This is a genomic window from Microbacterium sp. NC79 (genome assembly GCF_019061125.1).
Lineage (GTDB): Bacteria > Actinomycetota > Actinomycetes > Actinomycetales > Microbacteriaceae > Microbacterium.
On sequence record NZ_JAHQYI010000001.1, the window covers coordinates 531,576 to 550,443 of the forward strand.

Annotated in this window: 27 protein-coding genes; 25 read left to right on the top strand and 2 right to left on the bottom strand. The window is 62.4% G+C overall.

The genetic code is table 11. The annotated features are described in order from the left end of the window. The first annotated feature begins 1 nt into the window (after nt 1). The 21 genes from rplN to KTJ77_RS02330 all read left to right on the top strand — a co-directional run bounded on the left by rplN (nt 2) and on the right by KTJ77_RS02330 (nt 12,757). Complete coding sequence (gene rplN / locus KTJ77_RS02235) at nt 2–370, top strand: 50S ribosomal protein L14 (protein WP_217336887.1); 369 nt, start codon at nt 2–4, stop codon at nt 368–370. Between the two features lie 2 nt (nt 371–372). Beyond that, nucleotides 373–732: a 50S ribosomal protein L24 gene (gene rplX, locus KTJ77_RS02240; protein ID WP_217336888.1), complete on the top strand. Its 360-nt coding sequence runs from the start codon at nt 373–375 to the stop codon at nt 730–732. Continuing rightward, nucleotides 732–1,322, top strand: a complete 591-nt coding sequence (gene rplE, locus KTJ77_RS02245) for a 50S ribosomal protein L5 (protein ID WP_217336889.1) — start codon at nt 732–734, stop codon at nt 1,320–1,322. The genes rplX and rplE overlap by 1 nt, the downstream gene beginning before the upstream one ends. Before the next feature lie 157 nt (nt 1,323–1,479). Then, nucleotides 1,480–1,878, top strand: a complete 399-nt coding sequence (gene rpsH, locus KTJ77_RS02250) for a 30S ribosomal protein S8 (protein WP_217336890.1) — start codon at nt 1,480–1,482, stop codon at nt 1,876–1,878. 6 nt (nt 1,879–1,884) lie between these two features. After that, nucleotides 1,885–2,421, top strand: a complete 537-nt coding sequence (rplF, locus tag KTJ77_RS02255; RefSeq protein ID WP_217336891.1) for a 50S ribosomal protein L6 — start codon at nt 1,885–1,887, stop codon at nt 2,419–2,421. A 2-nt stretch (nt 2,422–2,423) separates the two neighbouring features. Further along, entirely contained in the window at nt 2,424–2,783 is a 360-nt protein-coding gene (gene rplR / locus KTJ77_RS02260) for a 50S ribosomal protein L18 (protein ID WP_217336892.1), read from the top strand. Nucleotides 2,784–2,803: 20 nt separating this feature from the next. Further along, complete coding sequence (gene rpsE / locus KTJ77_RS13535) at nt 2,804–3,481, top strand: 30S ribosomal protein S5 (protein ID WP_367948806.1); 678 nt, start codon at nt 2,804–2,806, stop codon at nt 3,479–3,481. Beyond that, nucleotides 3,481–3,666 (top strand): 50S ribosomal protein L30, encoded by a 186-nt coding sequence (gene rpmD, locus KTJ77_RS02270; RefSeq protein ID WP_147825084.1) that lies wholly within the window; start codon nt 3,481–3,483, stop codon nt 3,664–3,666. Before rpsE ends, rpmD begins: the two co-directional genes overlap by 1 nt. Then, nucleotides 3,666–4,220: a 50S ribosomal protein L15 gene (rplO, locus tag KTJ77_RS02275; protein WP_217336894.1), complete on the top strand. Its 555-nt coding sequence runs from the start codon at nt 3,666–3,668 to the stop codon at nt 4,218–4,220. The genes rpmD and rplO overlap by 1 nt, the downstream gene beginning before the upstream one ends. 92 nt (nt 4,221–4,312) lie before the next feature. Further along, complete coding sequence (gene secY / locus KTJ77_RS02280) at nt 4,313–5,650, top strand: preprotein translocase subunit SecY (protein WP_217336895.1); 1,338 nt, start codon at nt 4,313–4,315, stop codon at nt 5,648–5,650. Continuing rightward, nucleotides 5,647–6,252, top strand: coding sequence for an adenylate kinase (locus KTJ77_RS02285; RefSeq protein WP_217336896.1), 606 nt, complete (start codon nt 5,647–5,649; stop codon nt 6,250–6,252). Before secY ends, KTJ77_RS02285 begins: the two co-directional genes overlap by 4 nt. Before the next feature lie 3 nt (nt 6,253–6,255). Beyond that, nucleotides 6,256–7,101: a type I methionyl aminopeptidase gene (gene map / locus KTJ77_RS02290; protein WP_217336897.1), complete on the top strand. Its 846-nt coding sequence runs from the start codon at nt 6,256–6,258 to the stop codon at nt 7,099–7,101. Between the two features lie 8 nt (nt 7,102–7,109). Continuing rightward, nucleotides 7,110–7,811, top strand: coding sequence for a thioredoxin domain-containing protein (locus KTJ77_RS02295; RefSeq protein WP_217336898.1), 702 nt, complete (start codon nt 7,110–7,112; stop codon nt 7,809–7,811). A gap of 524 nt (nt 7,812–8,335) precedes the next feature. Then, on the top strand, nt 8,336–8,557 hold the full coding sequence (gene infA / locus KTJ77_RS02300; RefSeq protein ID WP_116648310.1) for a translation initiation factor IF-1: 222 nt from the start codon (nt 8,336–8,338) through the stop codon (nt 8,555–8,557). Nucleotides 8,558–8,614: 57 nt separating this feature from the next. After that, complete coding sequence (gene rpmJ, locus KTJ77_RS02305) at nt 8,615–8,731, top strand: 50S ribosomal protein L36 (RefSeq protein WP_071644008.1); 117 nt, start codon at nt 8,615–8,617, stop codon at nt 8,729–8,731. 138 nt (nt 8,732–8,869) lie between these two features. After that, nucleotides 8,870–9,247 (top strand): 30S ribosomal protein S13, encoded by a 378-nt coding sequence (rpsM, locus tag KTJ77_RS02310; RefSeq protein WP_217336899.1) that lies wholly within the window; start codon nt 8,870–8,872, stop codon nt 9,245–9,247. A gap of 27 nt (nt 9,248–9,274) precedes the next feature. Further along, nucleotides 9,275–9,673, top strand: a complete 399-nt coding sequence (gene rpsK / locus KTJ77_RS02315) for a 30S ribosomal protein S11 (protein ID WP_217336900.1) — start codon at nt 9,275–9,277, stop codon at nt 9,671–9,673. Nucleotides 9,674–9,790: 117 nt separating this feature from the next. Beyond that, nucleotides 9,791–10,771, top strand: a complete 981-nt coding sequence (locus KTJ77_RS02320; RefSeq protein ID WP_217336901.1) for a DNA-directed RNA polymerase subunit alpha — start codon at nt 9,791–9,793, stop codon at nt 10,769–10,771. Nucleotides 10,772–10,814: 43 nt separating this feature from the next. Beyond that, nucleotides 10,815–11,351: a 50S ribosomal protein L17 gene (rplQ, locus tag KTJ77_RS02325; RefSeq protein WP_217336902.1), complete on the top strand. Its 537-nt coding sequence runs from the start codon at nt 10,815–10,817 to the stop codon at nt 11,349–11,351. Between the two features lie 43 nt (nt 11,352–11,394). Further along, complete coding sequence (locus tag KTJ77_RS13540) at nt 11,395–11,523, top strand: hypothetical protein (protein WP_302180710.1); 129 nt, start codon at nt 11,395–11,397, stop codon at nt 11,521–11,523. 202 nt (nt 11,524–11,725) lie between these two features. Next, nucleotides 11,726–12,757 (top strand): GNAT family N-acetyltransferase, encoded by a 1,032-nt coding sequence (locus tag KTJ77_RS02330; protein WP_217336903.1) that lies wholly within the window; start codon nt 11,726–11,728, stop codon nt 12,755–12,757. A 54-nt stretch (nt 12,758–12,811) separates the two neighbouring features. Here KTJ77_RS02330 and KTJ77_RS02335 read toward each other — a convergent pair whose 3' ends face one another. Further along, nucleotides 12,812–13,648, bottom strand: coding sequence for a MaoC/PaaZ C-terminal domain-containing protein (locus tag KTJ77_RS02335; protein ID WP_217336904.1), 837 nt, complete (start codon nt 13,646–13,648; stop codon nt 12,812–12,814). A 195-nt stretch (nt 13,649–13,843) separates the two neighbouring features. On the opposite strand from KTJ77_RS02335, the gene KTJ77_RS02340 reads away from it, so the two are divergent. From KTJ77_RS02340 to KTJ77_RS02355, 4 genes are read left to right on the top strand one after another with little or no spacing between them, the layout of a single operon-like run. After that, complete coding sequence (locus KTJ77_RS02340) at nt 13,844–15,004, top strand: acyl-CoA dehydrogenase family protein (RefSeq protein WP_217336905.1); 1,161 nt, start codon at nt 13,844–13,846, stop codon at nt 15,002–15,004. Nucleotides 15,005–15,009: 5 nt separating this feature from the next. Beyond that, nucleotides 15,010–15,621, top strand: coding sequence for a MaoC family dehydratase N-terminal domain-containing protein (locus tag KTJ77_RS02345; protein ID WP_217336906.1), 612 nt, complete (start codon nt 15,010–15,012; stop codon nt 15,619–15,621). A 3-nt stretch (nt 15,622–15,624) separates the two neighbouring features. Next, nucleotides 15,625–16,713 carry an acyl-CoA dehydrogenase family protein gene (locus KTJ77_RS02350; RefSeq protein ID WP_217336907.1) on the top strand — a complete coding sequence of 363 codons (1,089 nt, stop codon included), beginning with the start codon at nt 15,625–15,627 and terminating at the stop codon, nt 16,711–16,713. Next, nucleotides 16,710–17,111 carry a MaoC family dehydratase gene (locus KTJ77_RS02355; protein ID WP_217336908.1) on the top strand — a complete coding sequence of 134 codons (402 nt, stop codon included), beginning with the start codon at nt 16,710–16,712 and terminating at the stop codon, nt 17,109–17,111. Before KTJ77_RS02350 ends, KTJ77_RS02355 begins: the two co-directional genes overlap by 4 nt. A 775-nt stretch (nt 17,112–17,886) precedes the next feature. Here the strand turns inward: KTJ77_RS02355 and KTJ77_RS02360 are convergent. Then, nucleotides 17,887–18,795: an SDR family NAD(P)-dependent oxidoreductase gene (locus KTJ77_RS02360; RefSeq protein WP_217336909.1), complete on the bottom strand. Its 909-nt coding sequence runs from the start codon at nt 18,793–18,795 to the stop codon at nt 17,887–17,889. Between the last annotated feature and the right edge of the window lie 73 nt (nt 18,796–18,868).

Here is an 18,868-nt window from a genome sequence, read left to right on the forward strand (position 1 = left end):
AATGATTCAGTCTGAATCCCGCCTCAAGGTCGCCGACAACACCGGTGCGAAGGAACTGCTCACGATCCGTGTACTCGGTGGCTCCGGCCGTCGCTTCGCGGGCCTGGGTGACGTCATCGTCGCTACGGTCAAGGACGCCATCCCCGGCGGAAACGTGAAGAAGGGTGACGTCATCAAGGCTGTCATCGTCCGCACGAAGAAGCAGACGCGCCGTCAGGACGGCTCGTACATCAAGTTCGACGAGAACGCTGCCGTCATCCTGAAGAACGACGGGGAGCCCCGCGGCACCCGCATCTTCGGACCGGTCGGTCGCGAGCTTCGTGACAAGAAGTTCATGAAGATCGTCTCGCTGGCACCGGAGGTTATCTGATCATGGCGAAGATCAAGAAGGGTGACCTCGTACAGGTCATCACGGGCGCTAAGCCCGAGCGTGGCGGCGACCGCGGTAAGCAGGGCAAGGTCCTCGATGTCCTTGTTGAGCAGAACCGCGTCATCGTCGAAGGCGTGAACTACATCACGAAGCACTCGCGTGTTGGTCAGTCGCAGCGCGGCACCAAGACCGGTGGCATCGAAACGATGGAAGCACCCATTCACATTTCGAACGTTGCCCTCGTTGACCCCTCGACGAAGAAGACCACCAAGGTTGGTCACCGCGTTGAGGAGCAGACGAAGGATGGCGTCAAGCGCACGGTTCGCGTGCGTTTCGCAAAGAAGAGCGGTAAGGACCTCTGATGAGCAACGCAACTGCTGCGACTGCTGGCAAGATCCAGCCGCGCCTCAAGCAGAAGTACAACGCCGAGATCAAGAAGGCGATGCAGGACGAGTTCGGTTACGAAAACGTCATGCAGATCCCCGGCCTGGTCAAGGTTGTCGTAAACACCGGTGTTGGTGAAGCAGCTCGTGACTCTAAGGTCATCGATGGTGCTGTCGCCGACCTGACCGCTATCACCGGTCAGAAGCCGATCGTCACCAAGGCAAAGAAGTCCATCGCACAGTTCAAGCTGCGCGAGGGCCAGGCAATTGGTGCACACGTCACGCTTCGTGGCGACCGTGCATGGGAATTTGTCGACCGCCTGGTTTCGCTCGCACTGCCCCGTATCCGCGACTTCCGCGGTCTCTCGGGCAAGCAGTTCGACGGCAACGGTAACTACACGTTCGGTCTGCAGGAGCAGTCGGTCTTCCACGAGATCGACCAGGACAAGATCGACCGCGTTCGTGGTTTCGACATCACTGTCGTGACGACGGCGAAGACGGACGACGAGGGTCGCGCTCTGCTGCGTCACCTCGGCTTCCCGTTCCGCGCTGACGACGCTCAGGCGTAATTAGCGCGGTCTAAAACGCCGAAGATCACTCATGCTGGTTGCCTACGTGTCACAACGTAGGCAACCAGCATGAGAGGATAGATCTTTGGTATCCACCACCACAGGTCGGCTCGCGTGTAACGCGACGTCGAAACCTGGTGAACAAAGGAAATAACACATGACAATGACAGACCCGGTCGCAGATATGCTGACCCGTCTGCGCAATGCGAACTCGGCGCACCACGATTCTGTGACCATGCCGTCGAGCAAGCTGAAGACGCACGTCGCCGAAATTCTCAAGCGTGAGGGTTTCATCGCCGGATGGGAGGTCGCTGACGCACGCGTTGGTAAGAACCTCACGCTGACGCTCAAGTACGGCCAGAACCGTGAGCGTTCGATCGTCGGCATCAAGCGCGTTTCGAAGCCCGGTCTTCGCGTGTACGCGAAGTCGACCGAGCTTCCCAAGGTTTTCGGTGGCCTCGGTATCGCCATTCTGTCCACGTCCTCCGGTCTGCTTACGGACCGTCAGGCTGAGAACAAGGGTGTAGGTGGGGAAGTCCTCGCCTACGTTTGGTGATTACTTATGTCACGTATCGGACGTCTTCCCATTAGCATCCCGGCCGGAGTGACCGTTACGGTCGACGGCTCGGCAGTCTCGGTTAAGGGCCCGAAGGGCGAGCTCGTTCTCAACGTAGCTAGCCCCATCGAGGTCGCGATCGAGGAGAACCAGGTTGTGGTTTCACGCCCCGACGACGAGCGCGAATCGCGTTCGCTGCACGGACTGACCCGCACCCTCATCCACAACGACATCATTGGCGTCACCGAGGGTTACTCCAAGGGCCTTGAGGTCGTCGGAACCGGTTACCGCGTTGCTCAGAAGGGCACCTCGGTAGAGTTCGCCCTGGGCTTCTCGCACCCGGTCATCGTTGACGCACCCGAGGGCATCACGCTCACGGTTGAGGGCAACAACAAGCTCACCGTCACCGGCATCTCGAAGCAGGCCGTCGGTGAGGCTGCAGCGAACATCCGCAAGATTCGTAAGCCCGAGCCTTACAAGGGCAAGGGTGTGCGTTACGCAGGCGAGGTCGTTCGTCGCAAGGCCGGAAAGGCTGGTAAGTAACCATGGCTGTGAAGTCGAAGTCAGTCGCACGTGCACGTCGTCACGCGCGTCTTCGCAAGCACATCGCTGGTACGGCAGAGCGTCCGCGCCTCGTTGTAACCCGTTCGGCACGTCACGTGTTCGTCCAGATCGTCGACGACAGCAAGGGCCACACCCTCGTTTCGGCATCGACGCTCGAGACCGACCTTCGTGCAAACGACGGTGACAAGACCGCAAAGGCACGCAAGGTGGGAGAAATCCTCGCCGAGCGCGCAAAGGCTGCCGGTATCGAGGCAGTTGTGTTCGACCGTGGCGGTAACCGCTACGCCGGCCGTGTTGCAGCAATTGCAGACGGCGCCCGCGAGGGAGGGTTGAGCCTGTGAGCGAAAACAAGGAGACCGAAGTGACTGAAGTCACTCAGGCCGCAGCAACCGAGGTTGCCGCTGCCGAGGCGACGACCGAGCGTGAGCCCCGTGAGGCTCGCCGCGGCGGTCGCGAGCGTAACCCGAACCGTGACCGCGGTTCGCGTGACCGTGCCGAAAGCCAGTTCCTCGAGCGCGTTGTCACCATCAACCGCGTTTCGAAGGTCGTCAAGGGTGGTCGTCGCTTTAGCTTCACCGCTCTTGTCGTTGTCGGTGACGGCAACGGTGTTGTCGGCGTCGGATACGGCAAGGCACGCGAAGTTCCGCTCGCTATCTCGAAGGGTGTGGAAGACGCCAAGCGCAACTTCTTCCGCGTTCCTCGCGTAGCATCGTCGATCCCGCACCCGGTTCAGGGTGAGGCAGCAGCAGGCGTTGTGCTGCTGCGTCCGGCCGCAGCTGGTACCGGTGTTATCGCCGGTGGTCCGGTTCGCGCCGTCCTCGAGTGCGCAGGCGTCCACGACGTTCTGTCGAAGTCGCTCGGATCGTCGAACACCATCAACATCGTTCACGCAACGGTTGACGCCCTGAAGCAGCTGGAAGAGCCGCGCGCCGTCGCTGCTCGTCGTGGTCTTGACTACGACCAGGTTGTTCCCGCCAAGATCCTCAAGATCGAAGCGCGCGTGGCTAAGGCTGCTGCGGAAGCAAAGGTAGGTGCCTGATGGCTGCACGTCTCAAGGTGACCCAGATCAAGTCCAAGGTGAGCGAAAAGCAGAACCAGCGCGACACGCTGCGTTCGCTGGGCCTCAAGCGGATCGGCGACTCGGTCGTTCGTCCGGATGACTCCCAGACGCGCGGTTACGTGCGCACCGTTGCTCACCTCGTCAAGGTTGAGGAGATCGACTAATGGCTGAAAAGAAGGACGAGACCGTAGCAACGGTCGACGCCCCCGCCAAGAAGACGGCGGCTAAGAAGCCTGCCGCGAAGAAGCCTGCTGCCAAGGCTGAGGCTCCGGCCTCGCGCCCCGGCGTGCTCAAGGTTCACCACCTCCGCCCGGTTCCCGGCGCACACACCGCAAAGACTCGTGTCGGTCGCGGTGAGGGCTCGAAGGGTAAGACGGCTGGCCGTGGTACCAAGGGTACGAAGGCTCGTTACCAGGTCAAGGTTGGGTTCGAGGGTGGCCAGATGCCGCTCCACATGCGTACGCCTAAGCTGCGCGGCTTCAAGAACCCGTTCCGTGTTGAGTACCAGGTTGTCAACCTGGACAAGCTCACGGAGCTGTACCCCAACGGTGGCGACGTCACCATTGCTGACCTGGTCGCAAAGGGTGCTGTTCGCAAGAACGAAAAGGTGAAGGTCCTCGGTAACGGCGACATCACCGTTAAGCTGAATGTCCAGGTAGACAAGGTCTCGAGCTCGGCTGAGCAGAAGATTGTTGCTGCAGGTGGTTCGGTAGCCTAAGCCTTATGGCTTACGCTGAGTGACGGGCGGTCGGAGTCTCCGGATTCCGGCCGCCCGCACTGCCACCGCCTTGCTCGTCAGGAGGAATACTTTTGTTTAGCGCCATCGCGCGGATCTTCCGTACACCCGACCTTCGTCGGAAGATCGGTTTCACCCTGGCGGTCATCGCCATCTATCGACTCGGTGCACACGTTCCTGCACCGTTCGTCGACTACGTAAACGTTCAAGCCTGTATCGCCCAGAACTCCGGAGCTTCCGGTGAGGGTGGTCCGGTTAACCTCATGTCCATCGTGAACATGTTCTCCGGCGGAGCCCTGCTCCAGCTGTCGATCTTCGCGCTGGGTGTGATGCCGTACATCACGGCAACGATCATCACGCAGCTATTGCGTGTGGTCATCCCTCACTTTGAGGCTCTCCACAAGGAGGGCCAGGCTGGCCAGGCGAAGCTAACGCAGTACACGCGTTACCTCACTATCGCCCTCGCGCTGCTGCAGTCGACGACGCTTATTACCGTCGCACGCACGGGCCAGCTGTTCGGTACCGCAGGCGGTCCGTGTGCAGAGCTGCTCACGAACCAGGAGTGGTACGCCCAGCTGATGATGATCGTCACGCTGACGGCCGGAACCGGTCTGATCATGTGGTTCGCAGAACTCGTGACCGAGCGCGGCATCGGTAACGGCATGTCGCTGCTCATCTTCACCTCGATCGCTGCCACGTTCCCCGGCGCCATGGGCGTCATCTGGGCAACCAAGGGCTTCGAGACGTTCCTGCTCGTCATCCTCGTCGGCATCCTCATCGTGGCGCTCGTCGTCTTCGTTGAGCAGTCACAGCGCCGCATTCCTGTGCAGTACGCCAAGCGCATGGTTGGGCGTCGCACGGTCGGTGGCACAAACACGTACATCCCGATCAAGGTGAACATGGCCGGCGTTGTGCCCGTCATCTTCGCGTCCTCGCTGCTGTACATCCCCGCGTTGATCGCGCAGTTCAACCAGCCCGCTCCCGGCGAAGATCCGGCACCGTGGGTAACGTTCATCTCGCAGTACCTCACGACGGGTGACCACCCGCTGTACATGGCTGTGTACTTCCTGCTGATCGTCGGCTTCACGTACTTCTACGTGGCCATCACGTTCAACCCCGTTGAGGTTGCCGACAACATGAAGAAGTACGGCGGCTTCATTCCGGGTATCCGGGCAGGCCGCCCCACCGCTGAGTACCTCGAGTACGTGCTGACGCGCATCACTTTCCCTGGTTCCATCTACCTCGGCATCGTTGCTCTCATCCCGTTCATCGCCCTCGCAACAGTCGGCGCAAACCAGAACTTCCCGTTCGGTGGCGCTTCGATCCTGATCATGGTCGGTGTTGGTCTTGAGACCGTTAAGCAGATCGATGCACAGCTGCAACAGCGTCACTACGAAGGGCTCCTGCGATGACCACTGCATCCGCACGCTTCCTGATCGTCGGCCCCCAAGGTTCCGGTAAGGGAACCCAGGGAATCCGTATCGCCGAGGCATTCGGCATTCCGGTTGTCTCGACGGGCGACATCTTCCGTGCCAACATCAAGGGCGGCACCGAGCTCGGCAAGAAGGTGCAGGAGATCACCGCTCGCGGCGATCTCGTGTCTGACGAGCTGACCGGTGACCTGGTGCGCGATCGTCTGTCACAAGAAGACGCTGCTACCGGATTCCTGCTGGATGGCTACCCGCGCAATCGCGCGCAGGTGACCCACCTCGACGAGTTCCTCGGCAGCCGCGGCGAAGGTCTCGACGCTGTTATTGAGCTCGCGGTTCCGCGTGAAGAGTCGATCGCTCGTATTGCGCTGCGCGCTCAGGAACAGGGTCGTGAAGACGACACCCCCGACGCCATCGCGAAGCGTCTGGACATCTACGAGAAGGAGACGGCTCCTATCCTCGAGGTGTATGGCGTTCGTGGCATCGTAGACACGATCGACGGTGTGGGCTCGCTCGACGAGATCACCGAGCGCATTTTCGCTGCTCTGGCAGCTCGCGGCCTGACCGCTTCTGCCGACGCATAACTCGTGTTTCGTAAGTCCATCTATAAGTCGCCCGCTCAGTTGCGGGCGATGGTGGAGCCTGGCCTCATCACCGCGGCAGCCCTGGATGCTGTCGCGGAGATGATTCGCCCCGGTGTCACGACGCTTGAGCTTGACGCTGCTGCCGAAGCCGTCATCCGGCTTCGCGGTGCGGAGCCCAACTTCATGTTGGTTCCTGGCTACTTCCACACCGTTTGTGCCTCGGTCAATGACCAGGTGGTACATGGCATCCCATCAGAACGAGTTCTGCAGGCAGGCGACATTGTGTCGATCGACTGTGGTGCGCAGTTCGAGGGTTGGAACGGCGACTCGGCTCGAACGTTTATCGTTCCCGGAGACGCGAACCCGCAAGAGGTGGCGGAACGTCAGGAGCTGTCGGATGTGACGGAAGGCTCGCTCTGGGCCGGAATCGCTGCGATGGCCTCGGCTTCACGCATTGGTGAGATCTCAGCGGCGATCGAAGACTACATTGAGGCTCGCCCGTTCTCCCGAACCGGGAAGACGTTCGGCATTCTGCGCGAATATGTCGGTCACGGTATCGGTCGCAAAATGCACGAGGCCCCCACGGTTTTCAATTACCGCACGTCTGAGCGTGGCGAGGTGGTGAAGCCCGGTCTCGTGCTGGCCATCGAGCCCATGGTGACCAGCGGTTCCGAAGCAACTTTCGTGGAAGACGACGAGTGGACGGTCACGACCGTCGACGGCTCTATGGGTTCTCACTGGGAACACAGTGTCGCCGTGCACGAGAATGGTATTTGGGTACTGACGGCTGCCGATGGCGGTGCCGCGGGACTTGCTCCTTTTGGTATTACCCCGACTCCGATCAGCTAGGAAGAGACATGGCTAAGCCTCCTGTTAAGAAGACCAACTGGTTCGCCATCTGGACGAGCATTGGTGTGGTTGTTGCAGTTGTTGCGATCGCGGTTGTTGTTGTGTTCAGCAACCAGGCCGCAAACAAGCTTCCTGCTGAGAACATCCCGGCGGCTGTCGACACCGAGACCGGAGCCGTCACGATCGGTACCGGCGAAGACACCGTGTCTGTCTTCGTCGACTTCATGTGCCCGAACTGCAAGAGCTTTGAGACCAACTTCGGTGGCGACCTGCGCGACCTCGCGAAGGATGGCAAGATCTCGCTCGGTATCCACGCCGTGAGCATTCTCGACAACGCGTCGAAGGGAACGAAGTACTCGACCCGTGCGGCGAACGCCTTTTACTGCGTTGCTGACGAGAAGCCAGAACTCACGATGAGCTACATGGACGCGCTGTTCGCTAAGCAGCCGTCTGAGGGTACGAGCGGACTGACTGACGACCGTCTTGTGGAGCTCGCTTCTGGCCTCGGCGTTGACATCAAGGCGTGCCAGACCGACCAGACCTTTGCTGACTTCGTCACGAAGCAGACGCGCAACAACATGCCGCGTAACCCGCAGGACAACGGCCTGTACACGCCGACCGTTCTGGTCAACGACGAGTACACGCAGCTCAGCACGCTGACGCCGACCTTCTTTACCGACATGTTCGGTCCGGTTGCGAAGAGCGAGTAACGCGGTCGAGTTCTCGGCTTAACGGGTGGGGCATGGGTTTCCATCCCCCACCTTTGCGTTCGCCCCGTGCTGTCGTTGTCGGCTTGTCGGCTTGTAGGCTTGTCGCGAGAGCGAGAGAATGTCGCGACAGCCAGAAATTATTGGCCAATTCGTGTGGTTTTCGCGACAATCTCTGGTTCTCAGGACGCGGTCACGTGGGGTGGCGCACTGCCGCGCGACGGAACCATGCCTGGGACGGTAGGTTGGGTGGCGCAGGCAGATTGTTCCGTTTCGATGCCCGTGACGAGTGGCAGGCTTGCCGTCTTGCTCGCCGAAGTGGCCATCGCGCGGGGCGTCGCATGCCGCGCGCAGCGAAACTCACCAAATATACAGGTGATCCGCGCCATCTCGGTTTGCTGAGATGCCCTGACGGCGTCTAGTATAGATCTTTGGTGCCTTGTGCCTTTGTTTCGGCGTGTCCGAATAGGCGGGTATCGAATTCACATCCACGCAGACCGACCGGTTTGCACATTGGTAGCGAGGCTATGGCTAAAAAAGACGGTGTCATCGAGATTGAAGGCACAATTTCCGAAGCTCTGCCCAACGCGATGTTCCGCGTTGAGCTGACCAACGGTCACAAGGTGCTTGCAACGATCTCCGGAAAGATGCGGCAGAACTACATCCGCATCATCCCCGAAGACCGTGTTGTCGTTGAGCTCAGCCCGTACGACCTCACCCGTGGTCGCATCGTATACCGCTACCGCTAAGCCGGTCGAGAAGTAACACCTCGGTTATCGGGGTGAAGACAGCGAAACAGGAAAATCATGAAGGTTAACCCCTCAGTAAAGCCCATTTGCGACCACTGCCGTGTGATTCGTCGTCACGGACGCGTCATGGTGATCTGCAAGAGCAACCCGCGTCACAAGCAGCGCCAGGGCTAAGACCTGCGCGGTTCGTTCCGCTTTATAACTGAATATTTGTCATAGGTAGCATCGGAACCCGTTCGCGGGGGACACCCCGGGTGGAGGCTCGGGAATGGATGTTGCTCCATACCTCCACATACTCCACAGGAGAACCGCATGGCACGTCTTGCCGGCGTAGACATCCCGCGCGATAAGCGCGTGGTGATCGCCCTCACGTACATCTACGGCATCGGCCGTACCCGTTCGGTCGAGATCCTCAAGGCCACCGAGATCGACGAGTCGGTCCGCGTTAAGGACCTCTCGGACGACCAGCTTGTCACGCTCCGTGACTACATCGACGCAACCTACAAGGTGGAGGGTGACCTTCGCCGCGAGGTGGCAGCTGACATCCGCCGCAAGGTTGAGGTCGGATCCTACGAAGGTATCCGCCACCGTCGCGGCCTTCCGGTTCGCGGTCAGCGCACCAAGACCAACGCACGCACGCGCAAGGGTCCCAAGAAGACCGTCGCCGGCAAGAAGAAGGCCGGCCGCTAGGCCGCCCGGAAGGATTAGGAAAGAGCAATGGCTGCACCTAAGACTGCTGCGCGTAAGCCGCGTCGCAAGGAAAAGAAGAACATCGCACTCGGTGTTGCACACATCAAGTCGACCTTCAACAACACGATCGTTTCGATCACCGACCCGTCTGGCGCTGTTATCAGCTGGGCATCGTCGGGTGGCGTGGGCTTCAAGGGCTCGCGTAAGTCGACTCCGTACGCTGCTGGTATGGCAGCTGAAGCGGCCGCTAAGGGCGCTCAGGAGCACGGCGTGAAGAAGGTTGACGTCATGGTCAAGGGCCCGGGTTCGGGTCGCGAAACCGCAATCCGTTCGCTGCAGGCCGCTGGCCTCGAGGTCGGTTCGATCCAGGACGTGACGCCCCAGGCTCACAACGGTTGCCGTCCGCCGAAGCGCCGTCGCGTCTGATGGTTTTTACCGCGCCAGCCCCGGCTGGCGCGGTTCCCATCCCCGGCGCGAGCCGGTCAACTTAAAACCTCAACCGCAAGTGTCATATAGCGGGCACTTGATTGAAAGGAACACATAGTGCTTATTGCACAGCGTCCCACTCTCACCGAGGAGAAGATCGCGGAGTTCCGCAGCCGGTTCATTATTGAGCCGCTGGAGCCCGGATTCGGTTACACCATCGGAAACGCACTGCGCCGCAGCCTGCTTTCGTCCATCCCGGGCGCAGCGGTCACGAGCGTTCGTTTCGATGGTGTTTCGCACGAGTTCAGCACGATCCCTGGTGTGAAGGAAGATGTCACCGAGATCATCCTGAACATCAAGCAGCTGGTTCTCTCGAGCGAGCGCGACGAGCCCATCACGGCTTACCTGCGCAAGACGGGTGCGGGTGAAGTGACTGCCGCTGACATCTCGGCTCCGGCCGGTGTCGAGGTGCACAACCCCGAGCTGGTCATCGCGACGCTCAACGACACCGCGAAGTTCGAGCTGGAACTGACGATCGAGCGTGGCCGTGGCTACGTTTCGGCAACGCAGAACCGCAACGAGTTCGCTGAGGCTGGCCAGATTCCGATCGACTCGATCTACTCGCCGGTTCTCAAGGTTAGCTACCGTGTCGACGCTACCCGTGCGGGTGAGCGTACCGACTTCGACAAGCTGATCCTGGACGTCGAGGCAAAGCCGTCGATCGCTCCGCGTGACGCAGTTGCATCGGCTGGTCGTACGCTCGTCGAACTGTTCGGTCTCGCTCGCGAGCTGAACGTCGAGGCTGAAGGTATCGAGATCGGCCCGGCGCCGGTTGAGACCGTTCTCAGCAACGAGCTGTCGATGCCGATCGAAGACCTCGACCTGTCGGTTCGTTCCTACAACTGCCTGAAGCGTGAAGGCATCAACTCGGTCTCGGAGCTTGTCGCTCTGAGCGAGACCCAGCTGATGAACATCCGTAACTTCGGTCAGAAGTCGGTTGATGAGGTTCGCGACAAGCTCACCTCGCTTGGTCTGTCGCTGAAGGACTCGGTGCCCGGTTTTGACGGCGCCCACTTCTACGACGGCTACGAAGACTAAGTCGCACGACTTCTTTTCAGAAATTTCCCTGGAGTAAAGAGATATGCCAAAGCCCACAAAGGGCCCCCGCCTCGGAGGCGGCCCCGCACACGAGCGTCTGCTGCTTGCAAACCTCGCCGTCGCGCTGTTCACCCACAAGTCGATTCAGACGACCGAGACCAAGGCAAAGCGCCTGCGTCCGATCGCTGAGCGTCTGGTCACGTTCGCTAAGCGCGGCGACCTGCACGCACGTCGTCGCGTGCTGAGCATCCTCCGCAACCAGGACGCTACGCACGTCCTGTTCGCTGAGATCGCTCCGCTCGTTGCTGACCGCCCGGGTGGTTACACGCGCATCACCAAGATCGGCAACCGCAAGGGCGACAACGCTCCCATGGCTGTCATCGAGCTCGTTCTCGAGCCCGTCGCCAAGAAGGCCGCTGCAAAGCCGGCTAAGAAGGCAGCTGCCAAGCCTGCAAAGGAAGAAGCACCTGCTGAGGTCGTCGAGGAGACCGTAGAGGCTCCCGTCGAGGAGACCGTTGAGGCTCCCGTCGAGGCTGTCGAGACCGAAGCTGCGGAAGCAGCTGAGGGCGACTCGAAGTAATTCGCTTCATCACGAGGCCCTTCTCCTTCGGGAGGAGGGCCTCGTGCGTTTTCCGGCGCGGGTACCTGCGGACTTCGCCAGCCGTGGTTCCGGAACCAGAGCGTGCGTCCTGTGGGTCGCCAGCCGTGGTTCCGGAACCAGTACCGCTGTCTGCTGGGTCGCCAGCCGATAGTTCCTGAACCAGATCCGCGTCTTCGTGGGCACCTCCGGCCGCAAAATGCAACGGATTGTGGTGCTGGAGTGGCTGATGTGACAGATGAGCAAGGCATTTTGGTTTTCGCGATGCATTTTCACCCGACGGTGCCCGTAGAAGAACACGTATCCGTGCGCGACTATGCACCCGCACAAGCACAAGCCGCCGATAAACTGGCTACATGAGTGAACTCGAGCCGCTGTCGCAGCGCATCCAGGCGCCCACTGACCTTCCGGTCGTCGTACACGCGGCCCTCGCGGAAGTGCGCCCCGCGACAATCGACGACCTCGAGGCGCTCGTCACGCTCACGCACGCGGCCGAAGCCGTCGATCACCCGTCGTGGGCGTCGCCGCGCGAAGAGGTCGAAGATCTGCTCGAAGGCCCGATGATCGACGCGGCCGTCGACACGCTGATCGGGTTCGATGCGGCCGGTCGCGCGCTGGCTTTTGCGAGCATCATGCCGGCATCCAGCGCCGACACCCGCGTGCAGGTCTACACCAACGGCATTGTGCACCCCGAGGTGCGCACGCAGGGCATCGGAACCATGCTACTGACGTGGACGAAGGCGCGCGCACTGCAGCACCTGGCGACACGGGAGGAGACGCTGCCCGCCTGGATCGCGATGTACGCGCAGGAGCGCACAGTCGATGCGATCGCGGTGGGGCTCGACGCCGGGTTCACGGTGGAACGGTACTTCCACACCATGGAGCGCGATCTCGCCGCCGACATTCCTGACATCGCGATCGCCGATGAGTTTGAGATCGTCACCCTGACACCTGAGCTGCGCGAGCCGACGCGTCTGGCGCGCAACAATTCGTTCCGGGATCACTGGGGGAGCCAGCCGACGTCGCCCGAAAAGTGGGAGCGTTTCGTCACCGGGGAGATCTTCCGCCCTGATCTGTCGGTGGTGGCGGTAGAGCGCGGCACGACGAACGTTGTCGGTTTCACGCTCAGCTCAGTCAATGAAGACGACACCGAGCTGCAGGGTTACCGCGCCTCGTACATTGATCTGATCGGCGTCGTCCGCGAGCGTCGCGGACACAAGCTCGCGCCCGCACTGATCGCGGAGGCCTTGCGCCGTGCACGTGCTGATGGGCTCGCCAAAGCAACGCTTGATGTTGACTCGTCAAGCCCGACCGGCGCGAACACGCTGTACGAAGGCATGGGGTTCACCGCAACAGACGTCGAGGTCGCGCTCGTCATCGAGCTGTAGCCCCCACGGTCCACGATGGCGCCGAGCTGCCGCGCGCCCGAGTAGCCCCGCGCGTCACACGTACCCGATGGTTCCGTTCTTCACGACAAGCCGATCCTCAACCCACACCTGAAACAGGATGGTGTCGGGGGAGATCCAGTACTCGGTTCGCAGGGCATCGCCCGGAACCACGGGAGAGCTGAACTCGGCAGTCACTTCGCGCACCGCACGGGTATCGCCGTGGTGGAGCTGGAGTTGAGCGGCCGCGATGCCGAGGGTCGCGAGTCCGTGCAGAATCGGACGATCAAAGCCAACCTTGGCCGCGAGCGTCGGATCCGAATGCAGGGGGTTGCGGTCGCCGGTCAGGCGGTACAGCAGAGCCTGATCGGGGCGGGTCTCGTAGTTCAGGGTGCCGTGCGGCTGCTCGTGCGGTTGTTCCGGCGTCCGGGCGGGAGCCTCACCGCCGAAACCACCCTCGCCGCGGATGAGAGTGGTCGTGGTGACGGTCGCGAGCCCATCGTCGGTCTCCGCGTCATGAAGGGCCGTCTCCATCGCCACCACGGCGTGCTTGCCGGTGTCGCTGATCGACGCGAGCGAACGCACGCCGTAACCGGCTCCCGAGCGGGGGAGTTCCCCGGCGAGACGCACCCTGGTTCCGACATGCAGAACCGAGCTCATCGGAAAATCGCCCGCACGCGCGAGAGATGGGCCGCCAACGCGCGCCGACAGGATGACAGCGAACAGCGGCAGCGTCGCGGGATCAACGCCAATGGAGTTTTCTGTCGTGAACGCCAAGCCAGCATCGGTCGCACCAGCGCCGACGGCGACCGCGTACAGCATGGCGTCATCGGCCGTCCAGGTGAATGATCCGTCGCGAAACTGCTGACCAATGTTGTGCAGGTGCATTGCCATGCGGCGTCCTCCCTCATTGCGGCCCGGGCGTCACCGAGCGTCGTGACTCGATTGTGGCTGACCCAGACACGACCGCACCGATTTGTGCCACGCAATGGGAGCACGCGTTGACGGGCGTGCAACGCTGAGGTTGCCTTGGCATCGGAGCCGTATGGCGACGGCCGCATATGGCTGCACGATCAATGAGGATTACTGATGCAACTGAGAGAGACTGAGGCGCAGACACAACTGCGTCAAGAGCTTCGAAGCTACTTCGCGTCACTGCTGCCCGACGACGAGCGTCGCCTGGCCGGTTCGCAGGGTGCCAGCGGCCCGCGCTTCCGCGAAATCGTGCGCATGCTCGGCCGTGACGGCTGGCTCGGCGTCGGCTGGCCGACCGAATATGGCGGCCGCGGAATGAGCGACCACGAGCAGTTCATTTTCTACGATGAGGTGCAGCGCGCAGGCGTTCCGTTCCCGCTCGTGACCGTCAACACCGTCGGCCCGATGCTGATGAAGTTCGGCACGGAAGAGCAAAAGCAGAAGTACCTGCCCGGCATGCTCCGCGGTGAAATCATCTTCGCGATCGGCTACACCGAGCCGTCCGCAGGCACCGACCTCGCGGCCGTGTCAACGAAGGCCGTTGCCGACGGCGACAACTGGATCATCAATGGTTCCAAGGTATTCACGACCGGTGGCGACACCTCTGACTACGTGTGGCTCGCGTGCCGCACCGACCCAGACGTCCGCAAGCACGAAGGCATCAGCATCTTCATCGTGCCGTGCAGCGACCCCGGCTTCTCTGTCACCCCGATCAACACGGTGAGCGGGCTGAGCACGACGTCGACGTTCTACCAAGACATCGTCGCCACGAAGGCTGACCTGGTCGGCGAGCTCAACGGCGGCTGGGGGCTCATCACGTCGCAGCTCAACCACGAGCGTCTCGCGCTTGCCGCGCTCGGTGGTCGCTCGATTCAGCTGTACGAAACGGCTCTTGCGCACGCGCAGGAGAACGGAACCATTGAGCAGCCGTGGGTGCGCCGGGAGTTTGCCCGACTGTACGCACGCTTGGAAGCGATGCGCCTGCTCAACTGGCAGCTCGTCGACGCGGTCGCGGAAGACCGACTCACCGGTGCGGCCGCTGGTGCCGCGAAGGTGTACGGAACCGAGACCCACATTGAAGTGCAGCGCACGCTGTCGCGCATCCTCGGGCCCGAGGCGACCATTCGTCCGAACGAGCCGTTCGATGTCATGCACGGCGAAGTCGAGCAGCTCTCGCGTCAGGGCATCGTCAACACGTTCGGTGGCGGCGTCAACGACGTGTTGCGTGACATGGTGGCAACGGGCGTTCTCGGCCTGCCCCGCGGAAAGCGATAACCGACATGACTGACGCAACCGCAACCACTGACGCCGCAACCGCGCACCTGCTCTCGTTTGTCGGCGCGACGCTCATCGACAACCGCCCCGGCGTTGACGAAGTGAACGTTCCGATGATCCGCCACTGGGTTGAGGCCATGAACATGCCGTCGGCCATCCACCTCGACGCTGAGGCTGCCGCGGCGACCGGCCGCGCAACGGTCGTCGCGCCGGCCGCCATGACCCAGGCGTGGGTCATGCGCGGATACGCGGCAACGGTTGACCCCGCAAAGGCACCCGTCGACGGATTCGCCGACCTCATCGCCGCGCTCGACGCGTGCGGCTACACCTCGGTTGTCGCAACCGACTCAGACTTCACGTTTGAGCGCGAACTGGTTCCTGGCGACCGCGTGAGCTACACCGAAATCGTCGACTCCATCTCCGACGAAAAGACCACGGGCCTCGGCGTCGGACGCTTTGTCACGACCACCAAGACCTATCGTGACGCAGCCGGCGACGTCGTCGCCAGCCAAGTGTGGCGCACCCTCCGCTTCCGCCCCAAGGCGAGCAGTGGTTCCGACTCTGGCACCGCAACCGATGGTTCCGCCCCCGCCTCGACCACGCCGAAAGAAGGCTGACTCATGGATCACTTGATCGACGAAGATCTGAATGAACTCCGCCAGCTCGCCTGCCTGATCATGAAGTCGGCGACCACGCCTGCACGGCTGGTCACGCTCGAGTCGCGCGGCCAATCGCACGATGACGCCCTGTGGGCAGAGCTCGCGCAGTCGGGCGTCACGTCGGTCGCGCTGCCAGCCGAAGTCGGCGGCATGGGTTTTGACCTCACCGCGATCGCCGTCGTGCTGCGCGAACAGGGCTACCACGTTGCGCCGCTGCCGCTGTGGACGAGCATGATCGCCCACCGCCGCCTCGCCGAGACCGACCTCGACACGTTTATGCCGCTACTCGAAGCCGCCGCGACGGGCGATGTGCGCACCACGATCGCCCTCGAAGAGCGCGCGGGTGGCGACCTGTTCGCCCCGGCCGTGACGGCCGTTGCTGATGGCGCCGAGTGGACGCTGAGCGGAACCAAGATTGCGGTTCCGTACAGCGACACGGCGACACACGTGCTGGTTTCGGCCGCGACGGCGAACGGGCCCAGGGTGTTCTTGATCGACGCCGCCGCGGACGGTGTGACCTGGACGCACTCTGCTGTGACATCCCGAGGCAAGATCGGTCGCCTCGAGCTGACATCGGTTGCCGCCGTCGCGGTCGGCGCGGACGCTGAGCTCGCGACCCTCGTGCGGGAGTCGCGCATCGCGCTCGCCGCAGTGCTCGTTGGCATCGCCCGCGGTGCGCTCAAGCTTACGAGCGGATACGTCTCGGAGCGCGAGCAGTTTGGTCGGCCGATTGGCTCGTTCCAGTCGCTGCAGCACCAGTTGGCTGACGCGTCGATTGCGATCGACGCTGCCGAGCTCGTGCTCGCGCAGGCGCTGACGGAACCAGAAAACGAGTCGGCAGCCATCGTGGCGAGCTGGTGGGGTCGCACGTCGGCTGAAGACACCGTCTACCGTTGCCAGCACGTGCACGGCGGCATCGGCGTCGACGTGGACTACCCGATTCACCGCTTCTTCCTGTGGGGTCGCCAGTTCGCTCTCACGCTCGGCAACGTGGAGACAGATCTTGAGGCCCTCTCTGGCGAACTGATCCCGGGCGAGGTCGCAGCATGACCGCGCGTGCCGATATCGTCGTCGGAGAACAGCTACCCGAACTCGTGGTTCCGCTGAGCCGCACGCTCATCGTCGCAACCGCCATTGCGAGCCGCGACTACCAAGACGTGCACCACGACCCGGAACTCGCACGCGAGCGCGGGTCAGAAGACATCTTCATGAACATCCTGACGTCGAACGGCTTCGCCGAACGGTTCGTCCGCGAGTGGGCGGGGGAGGGCGCCGTGTTGCGCCGACTCGCGCTACGACTCGGTGCGCCGAACTATCCAGGCGACACCATGACGTGCACCGGGGCCGTGGTCAGTGTTTCGGACGATGGGCTGTGCGAGGTATCCGTGCGCTGCGTCAACTCACGCGGCGTCCATGCTGCGGGAACTGCGGTCGTTCAGCTTCCTTAGGCCTGAGGGGCGGATCGGCCTTCGTTCTTGGCTTCGTTTCTTGGCTTGGTTTCTGTGGCCGGGTTGCGCGGCTTCTCTTCTTGGCTTGGTTTCGTGGCTTGGTTTCGTGGCTTGGTTTCGCGGCTTGGGTTCTTGGCTGGGTTGCGGGGCTGGTTTTTTGGGGGCTGAGTTTCGACGGCGTCGCGGGGGATGGCTCCGGGAATATCTCCGGGCCGCCCTGCGGGCGGCCTGCCAGACCCGCCAATATTCCCTCCGCCATCCCCCACTCCTTCTTGGGTAGGGTGCCTTTCCGAGACGGTGGGGGTGGGGACGGGGTGACGCACCGTTGGCGGTTCGCGCAACGAGTGCGCCGATTGGATTGGGCGGGGAATGGGTGACGGGCCGTTGGCGCTTCGCGCAACGAGTGCGCCCGGATTTTGGGGCGTTATGCATCATGAAATGCGTTATGTCGCGTGAAATTGGGGGGAAACGGCCGTAGGTGGGGCGGCGGTGTTGCATAACGTCGTGGATGAGGGAGCGGAACCACGAGGTTGCGTGGCGCAGGTGCGCGGAGGCCGAGAGGTGCGGAACCACGGGGCTGCGTGGCGAAGGTGCGCGGGGGCCGAGAGGTGTGGAACCACGGGGTTGCGTGGCGAAGGTGCGCGGGGGCGATTGGGGTGCCGCTTGGGTCGCCGGCGGATCCCTGCAGCCGCCCTGTGGGCGGGCTGCAGGGGGCCAGTGTTACTCCGCTGTCCCGCTGGTTTGGGCGGGGGAGACGGGGCTGAGTTGGCTGTGGCTAGGGGTGGAGGCCGGCGGCGGACTCGAGGGCGGCGAGTTCGTCCGCGAGTGTGGGGCCGGGGGTGGGCTTGTAGGCGTCGATAGTGTCGGCCAGGGTGACGTCGTCGAAGGCCTCGCCGTCGGCGGTGAAGACGTGCTCGATCGCGGGGCGCGCAACAAGTGCCACCATCGAACCGTAAGCAACGAAGGTGCGTCCGGTGATGGACCCAGCACGGGGAGACGCGAGATACGCCACGAAACGGGCGACATGCGCCGGGTCGAGAGCATCAAAACCATCGGCTTCGGACTCGCCAAAAACACCAGCGGTCATTGCCGTGCGGGCACGCGGCGCGATCGCATTCGCGGTGACGCCATACTTGCCAAGGCTGCGGGCCTCAGCGACGGTCAACGATACGATCGCGGCCTTCGCCGCAGCATAGTTGGGCTGGCCGGCGCTACCGGTAAGCGCTGCTTCCGACGCCGTGTTGATGATGCGACCGTACGTCGCTTCACCCGTCGTCTTCGAAAGCTCACGCCAGTAGGCGCCAGCTGCACGGCCGAGCGCCGCGTGACCGCGAGCGTGCACGTTCAACACGTCATCCCACTGCTTCTGCGACATGGAGAACAACATGCCATCACGCGTGATGCCTGCGTTGTTCACGACAATGTCGAGACGACCAAACGTTGACACCGCCGTCTCAACAAGGGTGTCAGACAGATTCCAATCGCTGATGTCACCAGGGACCGCGACGGCGCGGCGGCCGAGCGCCACAATCTCAGCGACGGTCTCCGTCATGTCGCCAAGATCGGTGACCACAACGTCAGCGCCACGCTCAGCGAGCGCGACCGCTTCTGCACGACCGAGACCTGCGGCAGCGCCCGTCACGATAGCAACGCGATCGGCGAGCGGAAGAGAAGACGTAGACATGGAGCTCCTTTGCTTGTGACTACAAAATAAGAACTCCCGGGCGCGTGCGGGCATGAACTCCTACTCAGCGGCA